General features: G+C 64.0%; 27 protein-coding genes. 15 read left to right on the top strand and 12 right to left on the bottom strand.

All coding sequences use genetic code 11. The features are described from left to right. Positions 1-171: 171 nt before the first annotated feature. The gene (locus tag HB777_01035) at positions 172-1161 is read left to right on the top strand and encodes a BMP family ABC transporter substrate-binding protein (GenBank protein ID QND62628.1); all 990 of its coding nucleotides are present in this window, start codon (positions 172-174) and stop codon (positions 1159-1161) included. 127 nt (positions 1162-1288) lie between these two features. Then, positions 1289-1753, top strand: coding sequence for a GNAT family N-acetyltransferase (locus HB777_01030; GenBank protein ID QND68606.1), 465 nt, complete (start codon positions 1289-1291; stop codon positions 1751-1753). A 14-nt stretch (positions 1754-1767) separates the two neighbouring features. Here HB777_01030 and HB777_01025 read toward each other — a convergent pair whose 3' ends face one another. Together HB777_01025 and HB777_01020 are read right to left on the bottom strand one after the other, a co-directional pair. After that, positions 1768-2160 carry a hypothetical protein gene (locus tag HB777_01025; GenBank protein ID QND62627.1) on the bottom strand — a complete coding sequence of 131 codons (393 nt, stop codon included), beginning with the start codon at positions 2158-2160 and terminating at the stop codon, positions 1768-1770. A gap of 193 nt (positions 2161-2353) precedes the next feature. After that, positions 2354-2563 (bottom strand): hypothetical protein, encoded by a 210-nt coding sequence (locus HB777_01020; GenBank protein ID QND62626.1) that lies wholly within the window; start codon positions 2561-2563, stop codon positions 2354-2356. 231 nt (positions 2564-2794) lie between these two features. On the opposite strand from HB777_01020, the gene HB777_01015 reads away from it, so the two are divergent. Genes HB777_01015 through deoA form a run of 6 tightly spaced genes read left to right on the top strand, consistent with a single transcriptional unit; the run spans position 2795 to position 9039 of the window. Further along, on the top strand, positions 2795-4327 hold the full coding sequence (locus tag HB777_01015; protein ID QND62625.1) for an ABC transporter ATP-binding protein: 1533 nt from the start codon (positions 2795-2797) through the stop codon (positions 4325-4327). Continuing rightward, positions 4324-5463: an ABC transporter permease gene (locus HB777_01010; GenBank protein QND62624.1), complete on the top strand. Its 1140-nt coding sequence runs from the start codon at positions 4324-4326 to the stop codon at positions 5461-5463. Before HB777_01015 ends, HB777_01010 begins: the two co-directional genes overlap by 4 nt. Position 5464: 1 nt before the next feature. Beyond that, on the top strand, positions 5465-6436 hold the full coding sequence (locus HB777_01005) for an ABC transporter permease (protein QND62623.1): 972 nt from the start codon (positions 5465-5467) through the stop codon (positions 6434-6436). A gap of 51 nt (positions 6437-6487) precedes the next feature. Then, on the top strand, positions 6488-6880 hold the full coding sequence (gene cdd / locus HB777_01000) for a cytidine deaminase (protein ID QND62622.1): 393 nt from the start codon (positions 6488-6490) through the stop codon (positions 6878-6880). Positions 6881-6910: 30 nt separating this feature from the next. Then, a complete protein-coding gene (locus tag HB777_00995; protein QND62621.1) occupies positions 6911-7720 on the top strand; it encodes a purine-nucleoside phosphorylase in 810 nt (269 codons plus the stop codon). Beyond that, positions 7720-9039, top strand: coding sequence for a thymidine phosphorylase (deoA, locus tag HB777_00990; GenBank protein QND62620.1), 1320 nt, complete (start codon positions 7720-7722; stop codon positions 9037-9039). Before HB777_00995 ends, deoA begins: the two co-directional genes overlap by 1 nt. Positions 9040-9126: 87 nt before the next feature. Here deoA and HB777_00985 read toward each other — a convergent pair whose 3' ends face one another. The 3 genes from HB777_00985 to HB777_00975 all read right to left on the bottom strand — a co-directional run bounded on the left by HB777_00985 (position 9127) and on the right by HB777_00975 (position 11536). Further along, positions 9127-9690 (bottom strand): TIGR02281 family clan AA aspartic protease, encoded by a 564-nt coding sequence (locus tag HB777_00985; GenBank protein ID QND62619.1) that lies wholly within the window; start codon positions 9688-9690, stop codon positions 9127-9129. 95 nt (positions 9691-9785) lie between these two features. After that, positions 9786-10415 (bottom strand): uracil phosphoribosyltransferase, encoded by a 630-nt coding sequence (gene upp / locus HB777_00980; protein ID QND62618.1) that lies wholly within the window; start codon positions 10413-10415, stop codon positions 9786-9788. 146 nt (positions 10416-10561) lie between these two features. Beyond that, entirely contained in the window at positions 10562-11536 is a 975-nt protein-coding gene (locus tag HB777_00975; protein ID QND62617.1) for an adenosine deaminase, read from the bottom strand. Between the two features lie 134 nt (positions 11537-11670). On the opposite strand from HB777_00975, the gene ubiE reads away from it, so the two are divergent. The 3 genes from ubiE (at position 11671) to coaBC (ending at position 15636) form a co-directional block, all read left to right on the top strand. Continuing rightward, a complete protein-coding gene (ubiE, locus tag HB777_00970; GenBank protein QND62616.1) occupies positions 11671-12447 on the top strand; it encodes a bifunctional demethylmenaquinone methyltransferase/2-methoxy-6-polyprenyl-1,4-benzoquinol methylase UbiE in 777 nt (258 codons plus the stop codon). A 70-nt stretch (positions 12448-12517) separates the two neighbouring features. Next, the gene (gene ubiB, locus HB777_00965; GenBank protein ID QND62615.1) at positions 12518-14092 is read left to right on the top strand and encodes a 2-polyprenylphenol 6-hydroxylase; all 1575 of its coding nucleotides are present in this window, start codon (positions 12518-12520) and stop codon (positions 14090-14092) included. Positions 14093-14397: 305 nt separating this feature from the next. Next, the gene (gene coaBC, locus HB777_00960; GenBank protein QND68605.1) at positions 14398-15636 is read left to right on the top strand and encodes a bifunctional phosphopantothenoylcysteine decarboxylase/phosphopantothenate--cysteine ligase CoaBC; all 1239 of its coding nucleotides are present in this window, start codon (positions 14398-14400) and stop codon (positions 15634-15636) included. Positions 15637-15739: 103 nt separating this feature from the next. Here coaBC and HB777_00955 read toward each other — a convergent pair whose 3' ends face one another. After that, positions 15740-16318 carry an Invasion associated locus B family protein gene (locus HB777_00955; protein QND62614.1) on the bottom strand — a complete coding sequence of 193 codons (579 nt, stop codon included), beginning with the start codon at positions 16316-16318 and terminating at the stop codon, positions 15740-15742. Between HB777_00955 and HB777_00950 the strand changes: the two genes are divergently transcribed. From HB777_00950 to HB777_00940, 3 genes are all read left to right on the top strand, one after another. Next, a complete protein-coding gene (locus tag HB777_00950; protein QND62613.1) occupies positions 16296-16568 on the top strand; it encodes a hypothetical protein in 273 nt (90 codons plus the stop codon). The two genes, HB777_00955 and HB777_00950, sit on opposite strands and share 23 nt — an antisense overlap. Positions 16569-16635: 67 nt before the next feature. Continuing rightward, positions 16636-16974, top strand: coding sequence for a hypothetical protein (locus HB777_00945; protein QND68604.1), 339 nt, complete (start codon positions 16636-16638; stop codon positions 16972-16974). A 127-nt stretch (positions 16975-17101) separates the two neighbouring features. Then, on the top strand, positions 17102-17578 hold the full coding sequence (locus tag HB777_00940; protein ID QND62612.1) for an NUDIX hydrolase: 477 nt from the start codon (positions 17102-17104) through the stop codon (positions 17576-17578). 4 nt (positions 17579-17582) lie between these two features. On the opposite strand, the gene HB777_00935 is transcribed toward HB777_00940, so the two are convergent. From HB777_00935 to HB777_00915, 5 genes are all read right to left on the bottom strand, one after another. Continuing rightward, positions 17583-18434 carry a citryl-CoA lyase gene (locus HB777_00935; GenBank protein ID QND62611.1) on the bottom strand — a complete coding sequence of 284 codons (852 nt, stop codon included), beginning with the start codon at positions 18432-18434 and terminating at the stop codon, positions 17583-17585. Beyond that, the gene (locus HB777_00930) at positions 18431-19615 is read right to left on the bottom strand and encodes a CoA transferase (GenBank protein ID QND62610.1); all 1185 of its coding nucleotides are present in this window, start codon (positions 19613-19615) and stop codon (positions 18431-18433) included. Before HB777_00930 ends, HB777_00935 begins: the two co-directional genes overlap by 4 nt. A 15-nt stretch (positions 19616-19630) precedes the next feature. Next, positions 19631-21154 carry a tripartite tricarboxylate transporter permease gene (locus HB777_00925; GenBank protein ID QND62609.1) on the bottom strand — a complete coding sequence of 508 codons (1524 nt, stop codon included), beginning with the start codon at positions 21152-21154 and terminating at the stop codon, positions 19631-19633. 4 nt (positions 21155-21158) lie between these two features. Continuing rightward, positions 21159-21695, bottom strand: coding sequence for a tripartite tricarboxylate transporter TctB family protein (locus HB777_00920; protein QND62608.1), 537 nt, complete (start codon positions 21693-21695; stop codon positions 21159-21161). 122 nt (positions 21696-21817) lie between these two features. After that, the gene (locus HB777_00915) at positions 21818-22795 is read right to left on the bottom strand and encodes a tripartite tricarboxylate transporter substrate binding protein (GenBank protein QND62607.1); all 978 of its coding nucleotides are present in this window, start codon (positions 22793-22795) and stop codon (positions 21818-21820) included. Positions 22796-22978: 183 nt separating this feature from the next. Between HB777_00915 and HB777_00910 the strand changes: the two genes are divergently transcribed. Next, positions 22979-23749, top strand: coding sequence for an IclR family transcriptional regulator (locus HB777_00910; GenBank protein ID QND62606.1), 771 nt, complete (start codon positions 22979-22981; stop codon positions 23747-23749). A gap of 27 nt (positions 23750-23776) precedes the next feature. On the opposite strand, the gene HB777_00905 is transcribed toward HB777_00910, so the two are convergent. Further along, positions 23777-24877: an OmpA family protein gene (locus tag HB777_00905; GenBank protein QND62605.1), complete on the bottom strand. Its 1101-nt coding sequence runs from the start codon at positions 24875-24877 to the stop codon at positions 23777-23779. Positions 24878-24906 lie beyond the last annotated feature (29 nt).

The following is a 24906-nucleotide window of genomic DNA, read 5'->3' as shown; positions in this document are numbered from 1 at the left end:
GCGCCATGCTTTTCCAAAAGGTCAAAATTCCGCGTGAATTTTGTTTCGGGCCATGCCAGATTGACCCGAGCGGGAGGGGAGTACACTCCTGGCTGACGTCGCATGCCTGCCGGAGAACCGGGCCGGCATGCGGTGCGTAACGGAAAAAATAACCGACAGGGTGTGGATCACATGAAACGTATCATTCTCGGCCTCCTGGCCGCAACCGCAATGGTTCTTCCGGCTTTCGCCGCGGATGTCCAGCCGGCCATCCTCTATGATCTCGGCGGTAAGTTCGACAAATCCTTTAACGAGGCTGCCTATCACGGCGCCGAGAAGTTCAAGACCGAGACCGGCGTCGCTTACGTCGAGTTCGAGGTGTCCAATGCCTCGCAGCGCGAGCAGGCGCTGCGCCGCTTCGCCGAGGACGGCCACAACCCGATCGTCATGGCCGGCTTCGCCTGGGAGGATGCGCTGAAGAAGGTCGCGGCCGAATATCCCGATCTCAACTTCGCCATCATCGACGACGCTGTCGACCTGCCCAATGTTCGCTCGCTGGTATTCAAGGAGAACGAAGGCTCCTATCTCGTCGGCATCCTGGCGGCGATGGCTTCGAAGTCCAAGAAGGTCAGCTTCATCGGCGGCATGGACATCCCGCTGATCCGCAAGTTCGAATGCGGCTATGTTGGCGGCGCCAAGTCGGCCGGCGCGACCGACGTCATCCAGAACATGACCGGCGACACGCCAGCGGCCTGGAACGACCCGGCCAAGGGCGGCGAGATCGCCAAGACCCAGATCGACCAGGGCTCCGACGTGGTCTATGCCGCGGCAGGCGGCACCGGCGTCGGCGTGTTGCAGGCAGCGGCTGATGCCGGCAAGCTCGGCATCGGCGTCGATTCCAACCAGAACGGCCTGCAGCCCGGCAAAGTGCTGACCTCGATGATGAAGCGCGTCGACGTTGCCGTCTACACCGCCTTCATGGACGGCAAGAACGGCACCTTCAAGGGTGGCGTCGAGAACCTCGGCCTCAAGGAAGGCGGCGTTGACTACGCCATGGACGACAACAACAAGGCGCTGGTGACCGACGAGATGAAGGCGGCGGTCGAAAAGGCCAAGGCCGACATCATCGCCGGCAAGCTCGAAGTGCACGACTATACGACTGACAACGCCTGCCCGTACTGAGCGGCACGGATATCCAGCAATGATCCGCAAACCGCCGGGCGCAGCCCGGCGGTTTTTGTCTTTTGCCGGACCGGGTGAACGTTCGCCGTTGCGTAGGGAACACCATCGCGGGATACACGGGATACAGATGCAGCCGACAATCGAGCCTATGGACGAGCGCGATGTAGCAGCGGTCGCGCAATTGCGCCTGGCCACCTTTTTCGAGGGAACAGGAAGGACCATCGAGGAGGACACGGCAGGGCTTCGCACCTTGCTCGCCGGCGACGACGGCTTCGAGGCGGCATTCGTGGCCCTGATCGGCGACGTGCCGGTTGGGACATGCCTGCTGGTCCGCCACGAACTTGAACCAGCGCATGATCTCACGCCATGGCTGGCCGGGTTGGTTGTCGATGCCGGGTATCGAGGCGCAGGGATCGGCAGCGCGCTGGTCAGGGCGACTGAAGCCCATGCGGCTGCGCGGGGTGTCGAGACACTCTATCTCTACACATGGGAAGCACGTGATTTCTACGCATCCCTTGGCTGGAACATGATTGAGGTTTTTGCGCAGGACGACGAAACGATGGCTCTGATGTCGTGCCAGCCGCGAGCGTGACCCCGAAAGAAGCCCTAAAACTTGCCGGCCAGGTACCCCAGCGCAAACGCCGCCATCAACCCGACGGCGACGGCAAATCCGCGCCGACCGCCAAGCGTGTGCAGGCCAATGCCGTGCGGCCGCTGCGACAGGCTTCGGATCACGGTTGGCGACCTGGCGTCGCTCAGGCCAGAGCTGCGCATCTGCGGCAGGTCGGCAATGCGCTGCGTGATCTGCTTCCAGCGCGCTTCGCCATCAGCCGGTTCGGCACGGTCGAAGATGTGCATGCGTTCGGCAAGTTGCACGACGGCGTCGCGGAAGGCCGGGTCGATCTCCAGATCGCGCTCGGCCCGTTCACGTTCCGCGTCGTTCATCAGGCCGAGCACATAGTCGCCGGCCCGCGCGACGCGATCGCTTTCACTGGCCATGGCGTGCACCCTCCCCCTTTTTCCTCAGAGACTGTTTCGAAATTCGCTCTGGCGAGTCATATGATGGTGATTTCGAGAACCGTAGCGGAGCGGACATTTGGTCCGTGAGCTCAGTTCTACTGCACGCAGTAGAACGGGGAAGCGCAGAAAACGCCATCAGATGGCCGCCAGAGTAGAATTTCCAAACAGTCTCTCACCAGTGCGGCGGCTTGGTTACTGGCACATCATCTCCTGCCTGCTCCTCAAGCGCCAGGAAGCGATCCGTCAGCGCGTCGAGCTTGCGCTGCATACGTTCGATCACCTTCCACTGCTCGGCAATCTGGCCGGACAGTTCCTCGATGGTCTTCTCCTGTTCGGCGGCGCGGATCTCCAGCGTCGTCAGCCGATCGGCAGGCATGATCATGTAAAATTCCCCAGTCCTTCACCACGAAGTCTTCCACCGCGATGTCTTGCACCGCGGTGCGAATTTCGGCTTCGCCATATTAGCGAATGTGAAGGCCTCGGCCACGTTGGAAATTGACAAGCGCACCGGGATTTGTCGAGAGTGAACACTGCTCCGGCCAATTGGCATGGACGGAGCGTCATGCTAGGCGTTTTGACCAAGCGATAAAAAAATAAGAGTGGGACAGGCTGCATGGCGCAAGCCGCAATCGAGCTGATCGGCATCAACAAGAGTTTTGGCGCCGTGCGCGCCAACCGCGACATCAATCTGGAGATCGCGCGCGGCACCATCCACGGCATCGTCGGCGAGAACGGGGCCGGCAAGTCGACGCTGATGTCGATCCTCTACGGCTTCTACCAGGCCGACAGCGGCGAAATCCGTGTCGGCGGCCAGCCGGCCTCGATCAAGACGCCCAATGACGCGATCGCGCTCGGCATCGGCATGGTGCATCAGCATTTCATGCTGGTCGACAATTTCTCGGTGCTGGAGAACATCATCCTCGGCGCCGAGAGCGATGCGCTGCTGAAGAAGAGCATCGCCAAGGCGCGCTCCGAACTCGAGCGTCTCGAACGCGAATACGGGCTGGAAGTCGATCCCGATGCGATCATCGAGGAACTGCCGGTCGGCCTGCAGCAGCGTGTGGAGATCCTGAAGGCGCTTTATCGCGGCGCCGAGATCCTGATCCTCGACGAGCCAACGGGCGTGCTGACGCCGGCCGAGGCCGACCATCTGTTCCGCATCCTCAAGCAGTTGAAGGAACAGGGCAAGACGGTGGTGCTGATCACCCACAAACTGCGCGAGATCATGGCCATCACCGACACGGTGTCGGTCATGCGCCAGGGCACGATGGTGGCGACGCGCGAGACAGCCAAGACCACGGTCGAGGAGCTGGCCGAGCTGATGGTCGGGCGGCGCGTGCTCTTGAGGGTCGAAAAGGGCGAGGCGGAAGCCGGCGGCGTCAAGCTCGCGGTCAAGAACCTGACGGTGAAGGACACGCGCGGCGTCACCATGGTCGACGACATCTCCTTCGACATCCGCGCCGGCGAGATCGTCGGCATCGCCGGTGTCGCCGGCAACGGCCAATCCGAACTGCTCGAGGCGATTTCCGGCATCAGGCGCGCCGTCTCCGGCTCGGTCATGCTGGACGGCAAGCCGATCGACCTGACCGGTGCCGCCGACCCCGGAGAATTGCGCGACCGTGGCCTGGCGCATGTGCCGGAGGACCGCCATCACGTCGGGCTGGTGCTGGCCTTCGAGGAGAACGAGAATTCCATCCTCGGCTATCATGACGACCCCCGCTATTTGAAGGGACCGTTCCTCAACATCGATGCCATCCGCAACGATGCCAAGGACAAGATCGCCAAATACGATATCCGCCCGACGGACTGCCGGCTCAAGACCGCGAATTTCTCCGGCGGCAACCAGCAGAAGATCGTGCTCGCGCGGGAAATGGAACAAGACCCGGGTGTTCTCATCGTCGGCCAGCCGACGCGCGGCGTCGATGTCGGCGCCATCGAATTCATCCACAAGCGCCTGATCGCCATGCGCGACCAGGGCAAGGCGGTGCTGGTGGTCTCGGTCGAGTTGGACGAAATCCGTTCGCTTTCCGACCGCATCCTGGTGATGTTTGCCGGCCGCATCGTCGGCGAGCGCGGCCCCGAAGCGACCGAAGGCGAGCTCGGCCTGCTGATGGCCGGCGTCGAGCATCAGGAGGCCGCGCAATGAGCACGCCTTATGCCAAACTGCCGGCCTGGGCCGACTACGGGCTGATCCCGCTGATCAATCTGTTCGTCGCCTTCGTCGTCGCCGGCTTCGTCGTGCTTCTGGTCGGCGAGAACCCGTTCCGCGCCGCCGTTATCCTGGTCGAAGGCGCCTTCGGCAAGGGCACAGGCATTGCCTTCACCCTGTTCTATGCCACCACCTTCATATTCACCGGGCTTTCGGTGGCCGTGGCAGCGCATTGCGGCCTGTTCAACATCGGCACCGAGGGGCAGGCCTATATCGCCGGCCTCGGCATCGCCGTCGTCTGCCTGAGCTTCGACAGCACGCTGCCATGGTGGCTGACCTTTCCGCTGGCGATCGTTGCTGCGGCGGTCGTGGGCGCCTTGTGGGCGCTAATCCCCGCCTACCTGCAGGCCAAGCGCGGTTCGCACATCGTCATCACCACCATCATGTTCAATTTCATCGCCGCCTCGATCATGGTTTACCTGCTGGTGGGCCCGTTGAAGCCCGCAGCCTCGCAGGCGCCGCAGACGCGCAACTTCTTTGCCGGCGCGGAATTGCCGAAGCTCAACTGGATCATCGAGCTGTTCGGCGCCAAGATCCGTTCGGCGCCGCTCAACATTTCCTTCCTGCTGGCGCTGGCCATGGCCTTCCTGGTCTGGCTGCTGATCTGGCGCACCAAGCTCGGCTATGAGATGCGCACCTACGGTCACAGCCCGAAGGCGGCGCGCTATGCCGGCATTTCCGAAACCCGCATCATCATCACCGCCATGATGATCTCCGGCGCGCTGGCCGGCATGATGGCGCTCAACCCGGTTATGGGCGACCAGCACAATGTCGCCATCGACTTCGTTTCCGGCGCCGGCTTCGTCGGCATCGCCGTGGCGCTGATGGGCCGCCTGCACCCGGTCGGCATCGTGCTGGCGGCGATCCTGTTCGGCATGCTCTACCAGGGCGGTGCCGAGCTAGCCTTCGAGATGCCGGCGATCAGCCGCGACATGATCGTCATCATTCAAGGGTTGGTGATCCTGTTTGCCGGGGCGCTGGAGCACATGTTCCGGCCCTACATTCAGGCGCTGTTCGCCTCGTTCAGTCCGCGGTCGGTGGGCATGGAAGCGGTCAAGGGGAAGGGTGCCTGAGATGGACGTGTTCAACGCAATCGTCCAGACTTTGGACTCCACCATCCGCCTCTCGGTGCCGCTGCTGCTTGCTTGCCTCGCCGGCCTCTATTCGGAGCGCGCCGGCATCTTCGACATCGGTCTCGAAGGCAAGATGTTGGTCGGCGCCTTCGCCGGTGCTGCGGCGGCTTCCGTGTTCCATTCGGCCTTTCTCGGCCTCGGCATGGCCATCCTGATCTCGGTCGCCTTCGCCATGATCCACGGCTTTGCCTCGATCACCCATCGCGGCAACCAGATCGTCTCCGGCGTGGCCATCAATTTCATAGCCGCCGGCTCGACCATCATTCTCGGCCAGGCCTGGTTCCAGCAGGGCGGGCGCACACCGGCGCTGCAACCGGGCGAGCGCTTCGAGGCCATCACTCTGCCGGGTGCCGAAGCCATCCGCGACGTGCCTGTCATCGGGCCGATCTATGCCGAGCTCCTGTCGGGCCACTCGATCCTGGTCTATCTCGCCTTCGCGATGGTGCCGTTCACCTGGTGGGTGCTGTTTCGCACCCGCTTCGGCCTGCGCCTGCGCGCCGTCGGCGAGAATCCGGCCGCCGTCGACACCGCTGGCATCTCTGTCACCTGGCTGCGCTACCGGGCACTGATCTGCACCGGCATCCTGACCGGCATCGCCGGCGCCTATCTGTCGATGGTGCAAAATGGCGGCTTCGTGAAGGACATGACCGCCGGCAAGGGCTATATCGCGCTGGCCGCCCTGATCTTCGCCAAGTGGAAACCGGTCAACGCCATGTTCGCCTGCCTGTTGTTCGGCTTCCTCGACGCGCTGTCGATCCGCCTGCAAGGCTCGCCGCTGCCCATCATCGGCAAGGTGCCGGTGCAGTTCATGCAGGCGCTGCCCTACATCCTTACCGTCATCCTGCTCGCCGGCTTCATCGGCAAGGCCATTCCGCCACGCGCCGGCGGGGTGCCTTACGTCAAGGAACGCTGAGGGGCGGCCTGGTGCCGGGTTTTGGACACGATCATCGGAGAGAACACCTGAATGTCGCATGATCTGTTCGAGGCCGCCAAGGCTGCCATGGCCAAGGCCTATGCGCCCTATTCGAAATTTCCGGTGGGCGCTGCCTTGCGCACCGAGGACGGGCGCGTCTTTACCGGCGCCAACATAGAGGTCGCGTCCTATCCGGAAGGCTGGTGCGCCGAGACCACGGCGCTCGGCCACTACATCATGGGCGGCGGCGGTAAGATCGTGGAAATCGCCGTTCTTGCCGAGCGCATGGCGAAATGCTCGCCTTGCGGCGGCTGCCGGCAGCGGCTGGCCGAATTCTGCCGGCCGGAAACAAAGCTCTATCTCTGCGACAATGCCGGCGTGGCCGAGACCGTGACCATGGGCGAGATGCTGCCCTACGGCTTCCGCGGCGACATTTTGAAATGAACAACGGGCTGAAATGAAGAGCTGGCTGAAATGACGGAAAAGGCTCTCGACCATCTCATCGAAAGACTGGACGGCTTGGCGCCGTTGACAGCGCTGGTGCTGGGTTCGGGCCTGGGCGGGCTGGTCGACCAGATCGAGCATCCGATCCGCATCTCCTATGCCGACCTGCCGGGCTTTCCCAGAAGCGGCGTCACCGGCCATGCCGGCGAAGTGGTGGCGGGGCTGTTTGCCGGTGTGCCGGTGCTGATGCTGTCCGGCCGCGCCCACTACTATGAGCACGGCAACGCGGCGGCGATGCGCCCGGTGCTGGAAGTGCTTGCCGGCATCGGCATCACGAAACTGATCCTCACCAACGCCGCCGGCTCGGTCGATCCGGACATGCCACCGGGCTCGGTGATGCTGATATCGGACCACATCAATTTCTCGGGCACCAATCCGCTGATCGGCGAGCCCAGCGACCGCCGCTTCGTCGGCCTGACCGAGGCCTATGATGCCGGCATCCGCAAGGCCATCGAACGGGCGGCGAAAGCGACTGGCACCACACTGCACAAGGGCGTCTACATGTGGTTCTCGGGGCCATGCTTCGAAACACCCGCCGAAATCCGCATGGCGCGCATCATGGGCGCCAACGCGGTCGGCATGTCGACCGTACCGGAGGTCATTCTCGCCCGTTTCCTCGGACTGCGCGTCGCCGCCTGTTCGGTCATCACCAATCTGGCGGCCGGCATGACCGGGGCCGAGCTTTCGCACCAGGAGACCAAGGACATGGCGCCGGTAGGCGGTGCGCGGCTGGCAACGATCCTACAGCGCGTGTTCCGCGACGGACTGCTGGAGAGCTGATGCTTCCGCAGGAAATCATCCGCCGCAAGCGCGACGGCCTGAGGCTGTCGGAGCAGGAGATCGCCGACTTTGTAAAGGGCTTGACCGGCGGGGCCGTTTCGGATGGCCAGGTCGGCGCCTTCGCCATGGCGGTGTTCTTCAACGGCATGAACCGCGACGAGGCGGTGGCGCTGACGCTGGCGATGCGCGATTCCGGTGACGTGCTCGACTGGTCGGATCTGCCCGGCCCGGTCACCGACAAGCATTCGACTGGCGGCGTCGGCGACAATGTCTCGCTGATGCTGGCGCCGATCGTCGCCGCATGCGGCGCTTATGTGCCGATGATATCAGGCCGTGGCCTTGGCCACACCGGCGGCACGCTGGACAAAATGGATGCGATCCCCGGCTACACCAGCCAGCCCGATATCGCGCTGTTTCGCAAGGCGGTGCTCGAAACCGGCTGCGCCATCATCGGCCAGACCGCCGACCTCGCGCCGGCCGATCGACGGCTCTATGCGATCCGCGACGTCACCGGCACGGTCGAATCGGTGCCGCTGATCACCGCTTCGATCCTGTCGAAGAAGCTGGCGGCCGGGCTGCAATCGCTGGTGCTCGACGTCAAGGTCGGCAACGGCGCCTTCATGGAAAAGTCGCGCGACGCCACCGCGCTCGCCAACAGCCTGGTCGAGATCGCCAATGGCGCCGGGCTGAAGGCCTCGGCGTTGATCACCGGCATGAACGAGCCGCTGGCGTCGGCCGCCGGCAACGCCGTCGAGGTGCGCAACGCCGTTGATTTCCTCACCGGACGCTTTCGTGACCATCGGCTCGAGGATGTGACGCTGGCGCTGGCCGCCGAAATGCTGCAGTCGGCGGGACTGGTGTCGTCCAATCAGGACGGCATGCGGCGTGCCACAGAGACGCTCACCAGCGGCCGCGCCGCCGCCACCTTCGCGCGCATGGTTGCCGTGCTCGGCGGCCCGGCTGATTTCATCGAGAAGCCGGAAAAATACCTGGCCACGGCGGCGACCGAGTTTGCCGTCAAGGCGACGGCGAATGGCTTCGTCACGGGCATCGCGACCCGCGACATCGGGCTCGCCGTGGTTGGCCTGGGAGGCGGACGCACGCGGCCGGACGACAAGATCGACCCCGCGGTCGGCATCACCAGGCTGTTGCCGGTCGGTGCCGAGGTTCGCGCCGGCGAGCCGTTGGCGCTGGTCCATGCCCGCTCATTGGCCGATGCCGAGGCGGCGGCCGCCACGGTGCTCTCGGCCTATACGGTCGGCGCTTCGAAACCGGCCGCGGACAAGTCGGTCATCCGGCGGATTCTGCCACGCGGCTAGAGCAATTCCAGGATAAGTATGAAGCGGTTCTCCCCGGGAAAAGCGCATAGCGCTTTCCCTTGGGAATTGCGGAAAACGAATAGGCCCTTACTGGATGAGCAGCAGCGTGCCGTTCTCGACCTGATATTTGTCGAGCCGGCTGAGGAAGCTCATACCGATCAGATTCGTGCGCAGCGCCTTGTCGTCGAGTACGATGGTCTGGACGTCATTGACCGTGATGTTGCCGATCTGCAGGCGGTCGATCATGGCCACGGCCGCCTTGATGGTGCCGTTGGCGGTGCTGACTTCACGGTTGAAGTCGGAAGCGTTCAACGACAGGCCGATTCTGCGTGCCGTCGAGGTGTTGATGGCGACCAGCGTGGCGCCGGTGTCGATCATGCCGTCGATCTGACGTCCATTGAGCTTGAAGGCCGACGAGAAATGTCCGCGCTCGTCTGCCGCAACGACGACCTTGCGGCCCATCGGCAGCGATGCCGCCGGCTTGTCGGGCACCGATGCCAGGTTGACATTGGGTTGGACGTCGACCGCGGGTTTGCCCGGCGATGCCGATTTCAGCAGGTTTTCGACGAATTGCGGATTCGACTGGTACACAATCGGTATCGATGCCGATGTACCGGCGAAAACACCGAGGATGAGAAGTTTGCGCAGCATGGCTCGGCCTTCGTGAGAGCCGATCTTTAAGCCCGGATGGTGTTTGCCGCTTTAACGGGCGCCAGAAACCCGCCTTTACGTAAACAATTGGTAAATTACTTGGTCCCGTACATGCGGTCGCCGGCGTCGCCGAGGCCGGGCATGATGTAGCCCTTCTCGTTGAGCTGGCGGTCGATCGAAGCGGTGAAGACGGGAACGTCCGGATGCGCCTTGGTGAAGCGCTCGATGCCTTCGGGCGCGGCCAGCAGGCAAAGGAAACGGATGTTGGTGGCGCCGCGCTCTTTCAGCTTGTCGATCGCCGCGATCGCCGAATTGGCGGTCGCCAGCATCGGATCGACGACGATCACCAGCCGGTCGGCGAGGTCGCTTGGCGCCTTGAAGAAATACTCGACCGCTTCCAGCGTTTCGTGATCGCGGTAGAGACCGACATGGGCGACGCGGGCCGCCGGCACCAGGTCAAGCAGGCCTTCCAGCAAGCCGTTGCCGGCGCGCAGCACCGAGGCGAAGACCAGCTTCTTGCCCTCCAGCGTCGGCGCTTCCATGGTTTCCATCGGCGTTTCGATCGTCGTCGTCGTCAGTTCGAGATTGCGCGTGACCTCGTAGCCGAGCAGCAGCGATATTTCGCGCAGCAGCCGGCGGAAGCCCGCCGTCGAGGTTTCCTTCTTGCGCATGATGGTCAGCTTGTGCTGGACAAGCGGATGGTCGACGACGGTGACGCCCTGCATGGTGTTCTCCTGATGCCTGCGCCCGAAAGCGCGCGCATGGTCCTTTCGGAAGCGCCGCGCTTCAAGCTGCTTGAGCGAACCCTAGCGACAATGCGCCGGCCAAGGAACCGCTTGACCCGCACCGACCACAGCTTTGTCGGCAGAAATCAGCGTGCCGCGCCGTTCAACCGGGCAAGAAGCGCGGTCTTGGTCTTTTTGTCGACGAAAGCGGCTTCGATGGCCGTTCTGGTGACGGCGGTCAGCGCCTTGTCGTTCATCGAGAAATGCTCGGTGGCGATATCGTATTCACGCTTGAGCGAGGTCCAGAAATAGGGCGGATCGTCGGAATTGAGCGTCACCTTGCAACCGGCCGCCTGCAGGGCCGGAAACGGATGGTCGGCAAAACTGTCGAACACCTTGAGCGCGATGTTGGAACCGGGGCAGCATTCCAGAACGATGCCTTCGTCGGCGATGCGCCGGACAAGGTCCGGATTCTCGATGGCGCGCACGCCATGGCCGATGCGCGAGGGTTTGATGTGGTCGAGCGCCGCCTGCACGGTCTCCCAGCCCGTCAGTTCGCCGGCATGGATGGTGATGCCGAGCCCGGCCTCGCGCGCGATCTCGAAAGCCCTGACATAGTCCTCCATCTCGCCCATCCGCTCATCGCCCGCGACGCCGAAACCGGTGACCAGCGGATGCCCGCAGCGCGCCGCGAAGCGCGCCGCCTTTTCGATCGACTCGACGCCGACATGGCGCACGCCGGTGACGATCATGCGGCCCTCTATGCCGGTCTTGGCCTTGGCGCGGAGCATGCCCTCGCCCAGCGCGTCGGTATAGGCCTTGGGCGATAGGCCGGCTTTCGTCGCATGGTCCGGCGAGGTGAACACCTCGGAGTAGATGGCGCCATCGCGGGCAAGGCTGGTCAGATAATGGTCGGCCAGCCGCGCGTAATCTTCCTCGGTGCGGAACAGATCGGCGGAAAAGTCATAAGCCGCGAGGAAGGAGGTGAAATCGTGCCAGACAAACGAACCGTTCTGGATATAGGGCGAGGTATCCTTGCCGTATTTCTGCGCCTGGCGGATGACGAGTTCTGGCGCCGCTGCCCCTTCAATGTGGCAGTGCAGTTCCGCTTTCAAAGGCATTCAAACATCCCGTCGGTCAGTCCAGGTCTTGAAAACCCACCACCTGGAAGCGCGGCCGAACACCGCGCCTTAAACAATAGCGCCCACAACATCGATCGGCTATGGTCCCGCCGGTTTTATGACGGATCAAAAAAATGTCAGTTGAGAGAACCACGGCCGCGGGCGGCATGGAAACCTCCTATGGTTTCAAGCGTGTAGGGGCTGGCGACAAGCAGTCCCTGGTCAACGATGTTTTCCACAAGGTTGCCAACCGCTACGACCTGATGAACGATCTGATGTCGGCCGGCCTGCACCGGCTGTGGAAGGACGCCATGGTGACATGGCTCAATCCTCCAAAAAGGATTGGCTGGAAGGTGCTCGACGTTGCCGGCGGCACCGGCGACATCGCCTTCCGCATCGTCGATGCCAGCCACGGCAACGCTCATGCCACGGTGCTCGACATCAATGGCTCGATGCTGGCCGTCGGCCGCGACCGCGCCGAAAAGAAAGGCCTGTCCGGCAACACTGATTTCGTCGAGGCCAATGCCGAAGAATTGCCCTTTGCTGATGCCACATTCGACGCCTACACCATCGCTTTCGGCATCCGCAACGTGCCGCGCATCGATGTCGCGCTCGCAGAAGCGTTTCGTGTGCTGAAGCCGGGCGGACGTTTCCTGTGCCTGGAATTTTCCGAGGTCGAGATGCCGCTGCTCGACAAGGCTTACGAGGCCTGGTCATTCAACGCCATTCCCAAGATCGGCAAGATGGTGACCGGCGACGGTGAACCCTATTCCTATCTGGTCGAATCGATCGCTAGGTTCCCCAATCAGCAGAATTTCGCGACGATGATTTCCCGCGCCGGCTTCGACCGCGTTTCCTTCCGCAATTATTCCGGCGGTATTGCCGCGCTTCATTCGGGCTGGAAGCTTTGAGGCTGGCTCGCATTTCTCGCACGCAATGTGGTCTGTGCCGGTTCAAAGAGCCGGCAGGACGGGCGCGGCCATGAGCACGGTCAGCGCTGGATTTCGGCTCGTAAGGGCCGGCTGGGTGCTGGTGCGCGAGGGCGTCGTCGCCGCCTTGCCGGGCGAGGAGCTGTCGGGCCTGCCGAAATTCGGCTGGCGGCTGGCGCGGCTGTTCACCCGCCGTCGCGCCCTTGCCTATGAGCGCAGCGACCGGCTGGCCAAGGCAGTCGTCCGGCTTGGCCCTTCCTATGTCAAGCTCGGCCAGTTCCTGGCGACACGGCCCGATGTCGTCGGCAACGACATGGCGCTCGATCTCGCCATGCTGCAGGACAAGATGCACACCTTTCCGAAGGCCGAGGCGGTCGCGGCCATCGAGGCTTCGCTCGGCCGCAAGGTCGGCGATCTCTACGCGCAATTCGGCGATCCGGTCGCAGCCGCCTCCATCGCCCAGGTCCATGCCGCCGACACCATCCACGAAGGCGTTGCCACCAAGGTGGCGGTCAAGGTGATCCGGCCCGGCGTGCGCCGCCGCTTCTTCCAGGATCTCGAAAGCTATTTCCTCGCCGCCCGCCTGCAGGAAAAATACATCCCGTCGTCACGCCGACTGCGGCCGGTCGAGGTTACCGAGACCCTGGCGCAGACGACCAAGATCGAAATGGATTTGAGGCTCGAGGCGGCCGCCCTTTCCGAACTCGGCGAAAACACCAAGGACGACCCCGGCTTCCGCGTGCCGTCCGTCGACTGGGAGCGCACCGGCCGCGACGTGCTGACCATGGAATGGGTCGACGGTGTCAAGATGAACGACATTGCCGGTCTCGAAGCCGCCGGCCACGATCTGAAGGCGATCGCCGCCAACCTCATCCAGTCGTTCTTGCGCCATACGCTGCGCGACGGGTTCTTCCATGCCGACATGCATCCGGGCAATTTGTTCGTCGAGGCAAACGGCACCATCGTCGCTGTCGATCTCGGCATTGCCGGCCGGCTTGGCAAGAAGGATCGCCGCTTCCTTGCCGAAATCCTCTACGGCTTCATCACGCGCGACTATCTGCGCGTCGCCGAGGTGCATTTCGAGGCCGGCTACGTGCCGCGCCAGCACAATGTCGCGGCCTTCGCGCAAGCGATTCGGGCGATCGGCGAGCCGATCCACGGCCAGCCGGCCGAGACCATTTCGATGGCCAAGCTTTTGACGCTGCTGTTCGAGGTGACCGAGCTCTTCGACATGGCGACGCGGCCGGAACTGATCCTGCTGCAGAAGACCATGGTGGTGGTCGAGGGCGTGGCGCGCACGCTCGACCCGGCCTTCAACATGTGGAAGACGGCCGAACCGGTGGTCGGCGGCTGGATCGCCGGCAACCTGGGCCCGCGTGGCATGATGATCGACGCGCGCGATGGCGCCAAGGCGCTGCTGACGCTAGCCCGCCAAGTGCCCGAGCTTGCGGCGCGCACCGACCGGTTGTCACGCGAGATCGACCTGATGGCCGAGCACGGCCTGCGCTTCGACGAGACAACAGCCCGCGCCATCGGCAAAGCCGAGGCGCGTTACAGCCGCTCCGGCCGCCTGGCACTGTGGGTGATCGCACTGACGCTGGTTTATATCGCCTGGAAGATCATCTAGCGGTTTGCCAAGAACGGCTTGCTCCAGAATGATTGCATTGCTATCATTGCATTCGGCAATGTTGAGCAGAGTGCAATCATATGGCCAGCATCACCATTCGCAATCTTGACGACGAGGTCAAGGATCTGCTGCGTCAGCTCGCGGCGGAGAACGACCGCTCGATGGAAGAGCAGGCGCGGGTCATGATCCGTGCCGCCGTCGAGGGCCAGCTTGGTTCGGCCGGCCGCATCGATCAGATCGAACAGACCTTGCGCGAACTGGCGAGCGCACGCGGCCTGGCCGCCCCAGTTGTCGCAGGGAAAATCATACCGCGCGGCCTCTCCGGCAAGCGTATCTTGCTCATCATCGGCGGTGGCATTGCCGCCTACAAGGCGCTCGATCTGATCCGCCGGCTGCGCGAGCGCGGGGCCGCGGTTCGGGTTGTCATGACGTCGGCCGCGCAGGAATTCGTCACCACGCTGTCGGTTGGCGCGCTCTCCGCCGACCATGTCTTCACCGAGCTGTTCGACCGCAATGACGAGCACGATGTCGGCCATATCAGGCTGTCGCGCGAAGCGGAGCTGCTGGTGGTGGCGCCCGCCACCGCCGACCTGATGGCCAAGCTCGCCAACGGTCACGCCAACGATCTCGCCTCCACCGTGCTCATCGCCACCGACAAGCCGGTGCTGATGGCGCCGGCCATGAACCCAAGGATGTGGGCGCATCCGGCCACCCGCCGCAATCGCGCGACGCTGCAGAAGGACGGTGTCACCTTCGTCGGTCCGGCCAGGGGCGAGATGGCAGAAAGCAATGAGGCGGGCGAAGGCCGCATGGCCGAACCACTGGAGATCGTCGCCGCGATCGAGGCGCTGCTCGATGTCGGCCCCAAGCCGCTGTCGGGGCGCAAGATCATCGTCACCTCCGGCCCGACGCATGAGCCGATCGACCCGGTGCGCTACATCGCCAACCGTTCGTCCGGCAAGCAGGGCCATGCCATCGCCGCGGCACTGGCCAGGCTTGGCGCCGATGTACGCCTCGTCTCCGGCCCTGTCGGCATTGCCGATCCGGCAGGCGTGAAGACCATCCACGTCGAACGTGCGCAGGAGATGCGCGACGCGGTGGAACAGCTCCTGCCCGCCGACGCGGCGGTGTTCGTCGCCGCCGTTGCCGACTGGCGCACGGAGAATTCGGCCGATGAGAAGATCAAGAAGGTCGCGGGCGAAGGGCCGCCGGTGCTGCGCATGGTCGAAAATCCCGACATCCTCGCCGGCGTCGGCCATCACAGTCAGCGACCCGGCCTGGTTATCGGCTTCGCCGCCGAGACACAGGATCTCCTGCGCAACGCCGAGGCCAAGCTCAAGAAGAAAGGCGCCGATCTTATCGTCGCCAATGACGTGTCGCAGGCAAGCGGCGTCGGTCCTTCGGGCGTGATGGGTGGTGATCGCAACCGGGTGCGGATCGTGTCAAAGGCCGGTGTCGAGGAATGGCCGGAGATGAGCAAGGACGAGGTGGCGGCGCGGCTCGCCGCCCTGATAGCCGAACGGCTTAAAACGATCGTCGTTTGAGCCGGCGCAAAGACGTCCTGCCGTCACGTTCCGCTGCAGTGACGCACCGCCCCTGCCGCGAGACGACATTCAGGCGGCGCGCCTCAAGTTCTGCGGCTCTACATCAATTGGTCAAAAGCTCCGCGGTCCGGGCAAGCGCGCCGGCGAAGCCGTTGAGCGGAATGGAAAAGGTCACTGCTTGTCCGGTATCGGCGGCGAAGGCGTCGATTTTCAGCGTGGTGCCTGACTTCAGCAGCGGCGTGACAGTCGCATCGAACGCCACCGGCACCAGACAGCCGACGACCTGGCAGGTGTTGAACGGCAGGCTGCCATCCAGCTTCTGATCGTCGATGGTCAGGCTGACCCCCTTGGCCAACGCCAGCCCGAACGGCAGCGCGAGCGTTCCCGTGGCATCCTCGCCGGTCTTGCTCGACAGCTCGATCGCCAGCAGGCGCTGGTTGCTTTGCTTGTTGAATTGCTGATGCGACAGGCTGCAGGTCTTGGTCGCCCCTGATATCTGGCAATTGACCGTCCAGTCGCCGTGGGTTTCGGACAGTGCCGACGCGCCGCCAGGCAGCTGCGGTGCATCGGCGGCAGCGGGTGCCGCGACCGCCTTGTCGCTCTTGGTTTGCGCCGCCACGGCCGGCACACCGACGGCGCAGGCAACACCCAGCATCGCCATGAAATACGCGTACTTCCTCATCAAGACCCTCCTGCCCGGCTCCGCCTCGGACCAGCTGGAAGCTGACCTTGAGAGACGTGCTGATCGCGTTCTGTTTACCCGTCTCGCCGAAGGCGCCATTATACCTGACGGACATGCCGACGCCATTGACGCCATTCAGCTCAAGGCCGGCGCCGGCCCGATAGAGCGGCGAATCGACGGCCTCCGTCAAGTGCAATGCGGGGTTGCCAAGCAGATTCTCCGCCGCCGCGAAGCGGCCTTCGGCGGGTAAGTAGATCGACTTCACGACGATCGACACACCCCTGGGCATGGCATCGCCGCGCAAACGCCCTATATCACTGGACAGTGTTTTACGCGGGAATGAGCGGATGTCGGCGCTTCGACCATCAAGGATCTTCACATCGGCAATGCTGGCCACGGCAGTGCTGGTGGGCGCTTGCCTGCCCGCTGCCGCGCAAGCCCTCAATTCTGTCACCGGCAACAATGCGCTGATCCGGCAGAACGACCTGCAAATCCTGCAAAACAGGGTGCAGCGGCAGCAATACCAACAGCAACAGCAACAGTATCGTGCCCAGGACCGTCAGATCGTGCGGCAACCGCCGCCGGTCGTGCAGCAACTCAAGCCAAGCTGCACGACGCAGATAATCGGCACCACCGCCGTGAGCAATTGCCGCTGACATCCGGGCGTTTTTCGTTTAATTAGCCGACTTATGTATTCGGAGTGCCTTTCGGCACACGCGAAAATTTTGGTTTTGCAACGATGCCTTGTCGCGCTATGCGGCATTGCATCGACTGGATCCACGAATGGCTGCCACGAAGAAAAAGGCCGTACGCAAGGCAAAGAAGGGCGAGAGGATCCGCCAGGTGGCGGCTATTCCCTTTCGGCTGAACGTGCGCGGCGATATCGAGGTGATGCTGGTCACGTCGCGAACCACCAGGCGCTTCATTGTCCCCAAGGGCTGGCCGATGAAGGGCAAGAGCGGACGCAAGGCAGCCACCATCGAGGCGCAGGAAGAAGCCGGCGTGCTCGGCAAGACGCTGAAGCAGCCGGCAGGCATCTATTCCTACTGGAAGCGGCTGGCCAACCGCTTTATCCGCGTCGACGTCATCGTCTATCTGCTCGAGGTGAGCGAGGAACTCGCCGACTGGCAGGAAGCCAAACGACGCCAGCGGGCCTGGCTGGCGCCGGCCGACGCAGCCATGCTTATCGACGAGCCCGACCTCTCGACGCTGGTCAAGACGCTGAAACTTCCTCAGCCTATGCCGGTCGATCAGACCTAAAGTCTCATTCGCCGGTTTCGTCCCCATCGGGAAACGGCCGTACCGGCGTGCCGGTATAGGCCCACAACCACTCGCGCGGCAGCGGCCCCTTGTTTCGCTCGGTCTGCTGCGACTGCTCCCAGGCATGCGCCAGGATGCCGACCGAGCGTGACAGCACGAAAAGCCCGCGCGTCAGTGCTGGCGGAAAGCCGAGTTCGCCATAGATGACGGCGGTGGCGCCATCGATGTTGAGCGGTATCTTTTTCCCCTTGCGCCGCGCGACCTCCGCTTCGACCGCCTCGGCGATGTCGGCGAAACGTCCATTGACGGCACCGCGCGCGGCAAATTCACGGGTCAGTTCCAGCAGACGCGGTGCGCGCGGGTCGACGGGATGGAAGCGGTGTCCGAGCCCCGGCACATAGCCTTTCTCCTCGGCGAAGAACCGGTCGAGCCGTGCCGAGACGGCCTCCGTCAGCGTCGCGCCGCCATCGAGCGCCACGGCAATGTCACCGTAGAGGGACAGCGCCTGTTCGCCGGCGCCGCCATGCACGTCGCCAAGCACATTGATGGCCGAGGCCATGGCGCTGTTGATACCGACCCCGCAGGTTGCCGCCATGCGCGCGATGGCGATCGATGGCGCCTGCGGTCCGTGGTCGACGGCGGCACCGAGCGCAATGCCGAGCAGCACCGCCTGGTCCTCGCTGGGCAGTTCGCCACGCAGCATCAGCCAGATGACAGCCGGGAAGCTGACGCGGCCGATCAGATCCTGGATCTCGTAGCCGCGCAGCCGGATGACACCCGGCCGCATCTCGATGATATCGGTCTGCCACCATTCCTCTGCGCGCTCACGGCCAGTCTTCTTCTCCGTGCCGCTCATGCCCGTGCCTTTGCCTTGGCGCGCGGTGGCAGGTCCGCGAACACCTCGCCCATATGCTCGCCGAGCGCCGGCGGTGGCTTCGTCGGCAAGGGTGCCGCGCCATCGACCATGAAACCGCCGCGCAGGACGGTCAGCGGCTTGTCCATGCCAGCCACATCATCAAAATTCGCGGTCACCTGGCGTTCGAGGACTTGCGGCTCGGCCAGCACCTGCGGGATCGTCAGCACCCTGCCCGCGGGCACGCCGGCACGATTGAGCGTCTCTTCCCAGGCCGCCGCCGGCGCGCTCGCCAGGGCGTCCTCGATCTCGACTTTTAGCGCCGCGCGGTTGCGCTTGCGCGTCTCGCGCTCGGCAAAGCGGGCATCCGAGGCCAGCTCCGGCCGGCCGATCAGCCGGCACAGCGTCACGAACTGCTCCTGCTTGTTGGCGGCGATGTTGATGAGCCCATCGCCGGTGCGAAACGCGCCGGAGGGTGCAGCGGTCATGTTCTCATTGCCCATCGGCTTGGGGTCGACACCTGCGGTCAGATAGTTGGAGACCGGCCAGCCAAGTGCGGAAAGCGTGCATTCGAGCATCGAGACGTCGAGAAAAGCGCCCTCGCCGCTCGTCTTCTGCCGCACGAGCGCCGAGGCGATAGCGAACGCGCCGACCAGTCCGCCAAGCGTGTCGGCGACGGGATAGCCGACCCGCAGCGGCGCCGTCTCCGGCGTACCGGTGATGCTCATGATCCCCGAAAGGCCCTGGATGATCTGGTCATAGGCGGGATTGTCGCGCATTGGCCCGGTCTGGCCGAAACCCGATATCGCGCAATAGACGAGGCCGGGACGGACCGCCTTCAGCGCCTCGTAGCCAAGGCCGAGCCGATCCATCACGCCCGGTCGGAAATTCTCGACCAGCGCATCGGCACTGGCGACCAGATCGAGGAAGCGCTCGCGATCGGCTGGCTTCTTGAGGTCGAGCACCACCGATCGTTTGCCGGCGTTCTGCGCCAGGAACGAGGTGCCCATGCCGGCGCTGTTGAGCCTTGGCGAGCCGCCGAGCTGGCGTGCCAGGTCGCCACCTTGCGGTGCCTCGACCTTGATCACGTCGGCGCCGAGCAGCGCCAGCTGATAGGCGCAATAGGGGCCGGCCAGCACGTTGGTCAGGTCGAGGACGCGGATACCGGAAAGCAGTTCTGTCATGGCATCGGGGATCGATCAGGCATCGCCGGGCACATGCTCCGGTCCGCGCCGACGCCGATGCTCGATGAAGGCCCAGATATGCGGGCCGGCGAGACCGATGAAGGCGAGCGTCAGCAGCGTCAGCGACAGCTTGTGGGTGTAAAACACCGACCAGTCGCCATTCGAGATGGTCATCGCCCGGCGAAACTGAGTTTCGGCGAGTGGCCCCAGGATCATGCCGATGATGACGGGCGCGGTCGGGAAATCGAAGCGCCGCATCAGGAAGCCGGCGGCCCCCAGGAAGTAGAGGATGACGAGGTCGATGGGCGATTGCGAAATGCCATAGGTGCCGACCGTGGCGAACACCAGGATACCGGCATAGAGCTGCGGCGCCGGGATTTTCAGCAGCCGCACCCACAGCCCGATCAGCGGCAGGTTGAGGATGACCAGGATGACGTTGGCGATGAACAGGCTGGCGATCAACCCCCAGACGAGATCGCCCTGGGTCGTCAGAAGCAGCGGCCCGGGATTGATGCCGTAGCTCTGGAACGCCGACAGCATGATCGCCGCCGTCGCCGAGGTCGGCAGGCCAAGCGTCAGCATCGGCACCAGCACGCCGGCAGCGGACGCATTGTTGGCAGCCTCGGGGCCGGCAACGCCTTCGATGGCGCCGACCGTGCCGAACTCCTCCTTGTGCTTCGACAGCTTCTTTTCGATCGCATAGGACAGGAAGGTCGGGATTTCCGCGCCGCCGGCCGGCATGGCGCCGATCGGGAAGCCGATCGCAGCACCGCGCAGCCAGGGTTTCCATGACCGCCCCCATTCGGCTTTTGTCATGTAGAGCGAGCCCTTCAGAGGCACGATCTCGTCCTTGCCGGCATAGCGGCGCGAAGCCATGTAGAGCGTCTCGCCGACGGCAAACAGGCCAACAGCGGCGATGATGACGTCGACGCCGTCGAGCAGTTCGGTCATGCCGAAGGTGAAGCGCGGCTGGCCGGTCTGCAGATCGACGCCGATCATGCCGATGACGAAGCCGGCGAACAGGCTGGTCAGGCCACGCACGGACGACGAACCGAGCACCGCCGAAACGGTGATGAAGGCCAGCACCATCAGCGAGAAATATTCGGCCGGACCGAAGGCCAGCGCGAACTTGACCACCACCGGCGCCAGGAAGGCGACGCCCATCGTGCCGATCGTGCCGGCGACGAAGGAGCCTATGGCCGAGGTGGCGAGGGCTGCACCGCCACGGCCGGACCGCGCCATTTTGTTGCCTTCCAGCGCGGTGACGATGGTGGCGCTTTCGCCGGGCGTGTTGAGCAGGATCGACGTCGTCGAACCGCCATACATGGCGCCGTAGTAGATGCCGGCAAACAGGATGAAGGATGCTTCCGGCGCCACCTGGTAGGTGATCGGCAAAAGCAGCGCGATGGTCAGCGCCGGCCCGAGACCGGGCAGCACGCCGATGGCAGTGCCGAGCGTGGTGCCGAGCAGGCACCACAGAAGATTGACCGGGGTGAAGGCGACCGAGAAGCCGTGCGCGAGATGTCCGAGCGTTTCCATGGCGTCAGCCCCTCAACATGCCGATGAACGCGTCGATGACCGTGTTCAGCTGGTTCTCGATGAAGCCGGCGCCGATGTTGACGCCGAGCGCCCTGGCGAAGCCGAAATAGGCGGCCAGCGCCAGGATCAGGCCGAGCACTGCGTCGCGCAGCGTGCGCTTGCTGCCAAAGCCGTAGCAGACGAGAACGAACATGATGACGGATGCCGCAGTGAAGCCGAGCGGCTGGATGAGCAGCAGATTGGCGATCAGGCCGATGACGACGAAACCCATCGCCTTCCAGTCTGTCGGCGTTTCCTTTTCTTCCTCCGGCTGCCAGCCGCCGCGAAGTGCGGCGAGGATGAGCAGCAGCGAAAGCACGATCATGCCGGTCATGGTGATATAGGGAAAGACGGTCGGGCCGACCTTCGAGTAGAGCGGCGACACCGGGATCGCCAGCGTCTGCCAGGCTACGGCCCCGGCGCAGGCCAAAAGCCCGATGCCGATCAACAATTCCGGCACGGCAAGGCGCGACGGCGCCGCCTGCTGGTCGCTGGTGCTCATCGGTGTCCTCCCAAGGTGGCCGGCATCCTCCAGCCGGCCGCATCCGCAGTTTCGCCGCATCATATGTCCATGCGGCAGGCGAAGTGGGAAGGGGGCGGCACTCTAACCGCCCCCTGAAGACATCAGGCAAGGCCGAGATCCTTGAGGATCGCGGTGATGCGGGCCGTGTCCTCAGTGAGGAATTTTGCGTAGTCGTCGCCAGTCAAAAGGATGGGCGTCCAGTTGCGGTTTTTGCACTCGGTTGCCCATGCATCGCTCTTGGCCATGGTCTCGATCATGGTGACCATCGCCGCCTTGTCGGCGTCGGAAACGCCGGGCGGTGCGAAGACGCCGCGCCAGTTGAACAGTTCGACATCGATGCCGGCTTCCTTCATCGTCGGTGCGTCGATGCCGTCCTGACGCTTGTCGGCCGAGATGGCGAGCAGCCTGAGCGCACCTGCCTTGATCTGCTCTGAGAACTCGCCAAAGCCGGAAATGCCGGCCGCGACCTGGTTGCCGAGCAGCGCCGACAGCGCCTCGCCACCGCCGGCGAACGGCACATAGGAGAGGTTTGTCGCCGGCACGCCGACCGTCTTGGCGATCAGGCCGAACAGGATGTGGTCGGAACCGCCGGCCGAGCCGCCGGCCACCGGAACCTTGGTCGGGTCGGCCTTGAGCGCGGCGACGAAATCGGCGGCCGTCTTGAACGGCGACTCCGCCGGCACGACCAAAGCCTCGAACTCGCCGGTGAGGCGAGCGATCGGCGTGACTTCGGTAAGGTTGTTGGCGGATTTGTTTGCGATGATGGCGCCAACCATGACCATGCCGGCAACCATCAGCGAATTGCCCTTGCCGTTCCACTGGCTGATGAATTGCGGCAGGCCGACCGTGCCGCCGGCGCCGCCGACATTGGTGATCTGCGAGCCGGAGATCAGTTTTTCACTGCGCAGCACCTGGTCGATGGTGCGCCCCGTCTGGTCCCAGCCGCCGCCCGGTGCCGCAGGTACGAAAATCTGGATCTGGGGTGCGCCCTCGGCGAAGGCGGGAGAGAGATGCGACGCCACCAGCCCGGCGGCGCCCGCGGCTGCGGTGCTCATCAAAAATCTGCGTCTGTTCAGCATGGGATTCCTCCAGATCACGACACCTCCTCCGGTGCCTGCCAAAACGCGCCTGCATCCAGACCCGTAATCAAGTTCAAGCAGATGTTACTGAGTTCTGTCAACGGAAACGATATTCTGCTGGACAGAACGGACTGCCGGCGCGACACAGTCGCTCCGCTCGGCTTTCTTCGAACTGGAACCGCAATGGACTCACCAAGCAAATCGGCAGATGCGGAAATCCGGCGCGCGCCGGCTGAAGGTGTTGCAGCACTAGATCGGGCGATCGCCATCCTCGATGCCTTCACCACGGCCGACCGGTCGCTCAGCCTGGCTGAAATCGCGGCGCGCACAGGCCTCTACAAGAGCACCATCCTGCGGCTGGCGAATTCCCTGTTGCGCGGACGATTGCTCGAGCGCCTCGACGACGGACGCTACCGCGTCGGACCTGCCACGTTTCGCCTCGGTGCGCTCTATCAGCGTTCGGTGGTGGCGATCGATATCCTGTTGCCGATCATGCGCGACCTTTCCGAACGAAGCTGGGAAAGCGTTGCCTTCTATGTTCGCTCGGGCGACGTCCGCACCTGCCTCTACCGCGTCGAATCCAAGCACCCGATCCGCTACACGATACGCGAAGGCGACGTGTTGCCTTTGCTGGTCGGCTCGGGCGGGCGCGTGCTTGCGGCGTTTTCCGGCCAGCCGGGCGAACCCTACGAGACCATCCGCAAGACCTGCAACTGTCTCGCCATCGGTGACCGCGATCCCGACACGGCGGGCGTGTCGGCGCCGGTGTTCGGGCCGGGACACGCCCTGCTCGGCGCCCTGACGCTGGCCGGACCCAGCACGCGCGTCGACGCGGCGTTTCTCCAGCGCATGAGACGTCCGCTGCTCGAGGCGGCGGCCCGCGCCACCCGCGCCTTCGGCGAGGACGCCTCCATGCTCGAGCAGGCGAGCCTCGCGGCGGATGCTACGTCGTAGACATGCGTGCCGGTCGGGACAGCTCGCTCAGTTCAACTTGACCAGCACCACACGGCGGTTCTTGGCGCGGCCCGCATCATCATCATTGCTGGCGACAGGCGCCATCATGCCGGCGCCGGCAGCGGTCAGCCGCGCCCCGTCGATGCCGTATTTCGCTACGAGCGCTGCCTTGACCGCTTGCGCCCGTCGCGACGACAGGTCGAGATTGTAGTCGAAGGCGCCTTGATTGTCGGTGTGGCCGACAACGATCACGGCCATGTCGGGCGCGTTGGCCAGCAGCGTCGAAATTTCCTTCAGCGTTGGTTCCGACTCCGGCTTGATGTCGGCCTTGTCGGTGTCGAAGAAGATGCCGTAGAGCGAAATGCTGCCGGTGGTGGTGAGCGAATCCGCCATCTTGGCCGCCTCGACGACCACCATCTTCTTGTCGCGCGCCTTGGGTTCCAGCACCTGGACGACGGCAACGGTGCGGCCGTTGAGCTCCTTGCAGTAGAGATCGTCGGTCATCGTATAGGTCTGCACGGTCACATAGGCGTCGCCGCCATCCTGCGGCACCTTGGCCGAGAAATAGCGCTGGTCATTGATGCCGGAGGTCAGCGCGCAGGCGCCATTGGAGAATGTCGCGTCCTTCAGATCGCTCTCATGGAAGGAATACATCGTCAGGCTCATGTCGCCGCCGCCGCCGCTCGACGAGCGGTCAGCGGCACCTCCGCATTCCTCCTTCTTGCATTCGAACAGGATTTCGCCGCCGGCCGCCCCGATCACATCCTGATAGTTGCGCAGCACTTCGAGCGGCGAGCGCTCGGCCGGCAGCACATAGGCGATGCGGGTCAAAGCGCCCTCGACCTCGGCCTTCTTGTCGGGTGCGAAGACACGATTGTTCATCGCATCGCGCGCGTCCGGGTCGGCGCTCGGCTTCAGCGGCGACAGCGGCACGCTGAAATCCGTGAAGGCCAATTTCTCATAGGAGACGATGAACGAGCCTTCGTAGCGCTTGGCGAGATGGTTGTCGGCGGCGCCCTCGATATCGGCGGTCGGCACTGTCGCGTCGGCTGCCGCCAGCCGGCCGGCCAGCAAGAGCACCAGCACCGCCCAGAAAAACTTGATGGCTATCGTCTTGAATGCACGCATCGATCGTCCCCCTTCGCACTATGATCGAT

The organism is Mesorhizobium loti, assembly GCA_014189435.1.
Lineage (GTDB): Bacteria > Pseudomonadota > Alphaproteobacteria > Rhizobiales > Rhizobiaceae > Mesorhizobium > Mesorhizobium loti_G.
The sequence above is the reverse complement of the archived record's forward strand: the minus strand, read 5'-3'. Positions and strand labels throughout refer to the sequence as shown.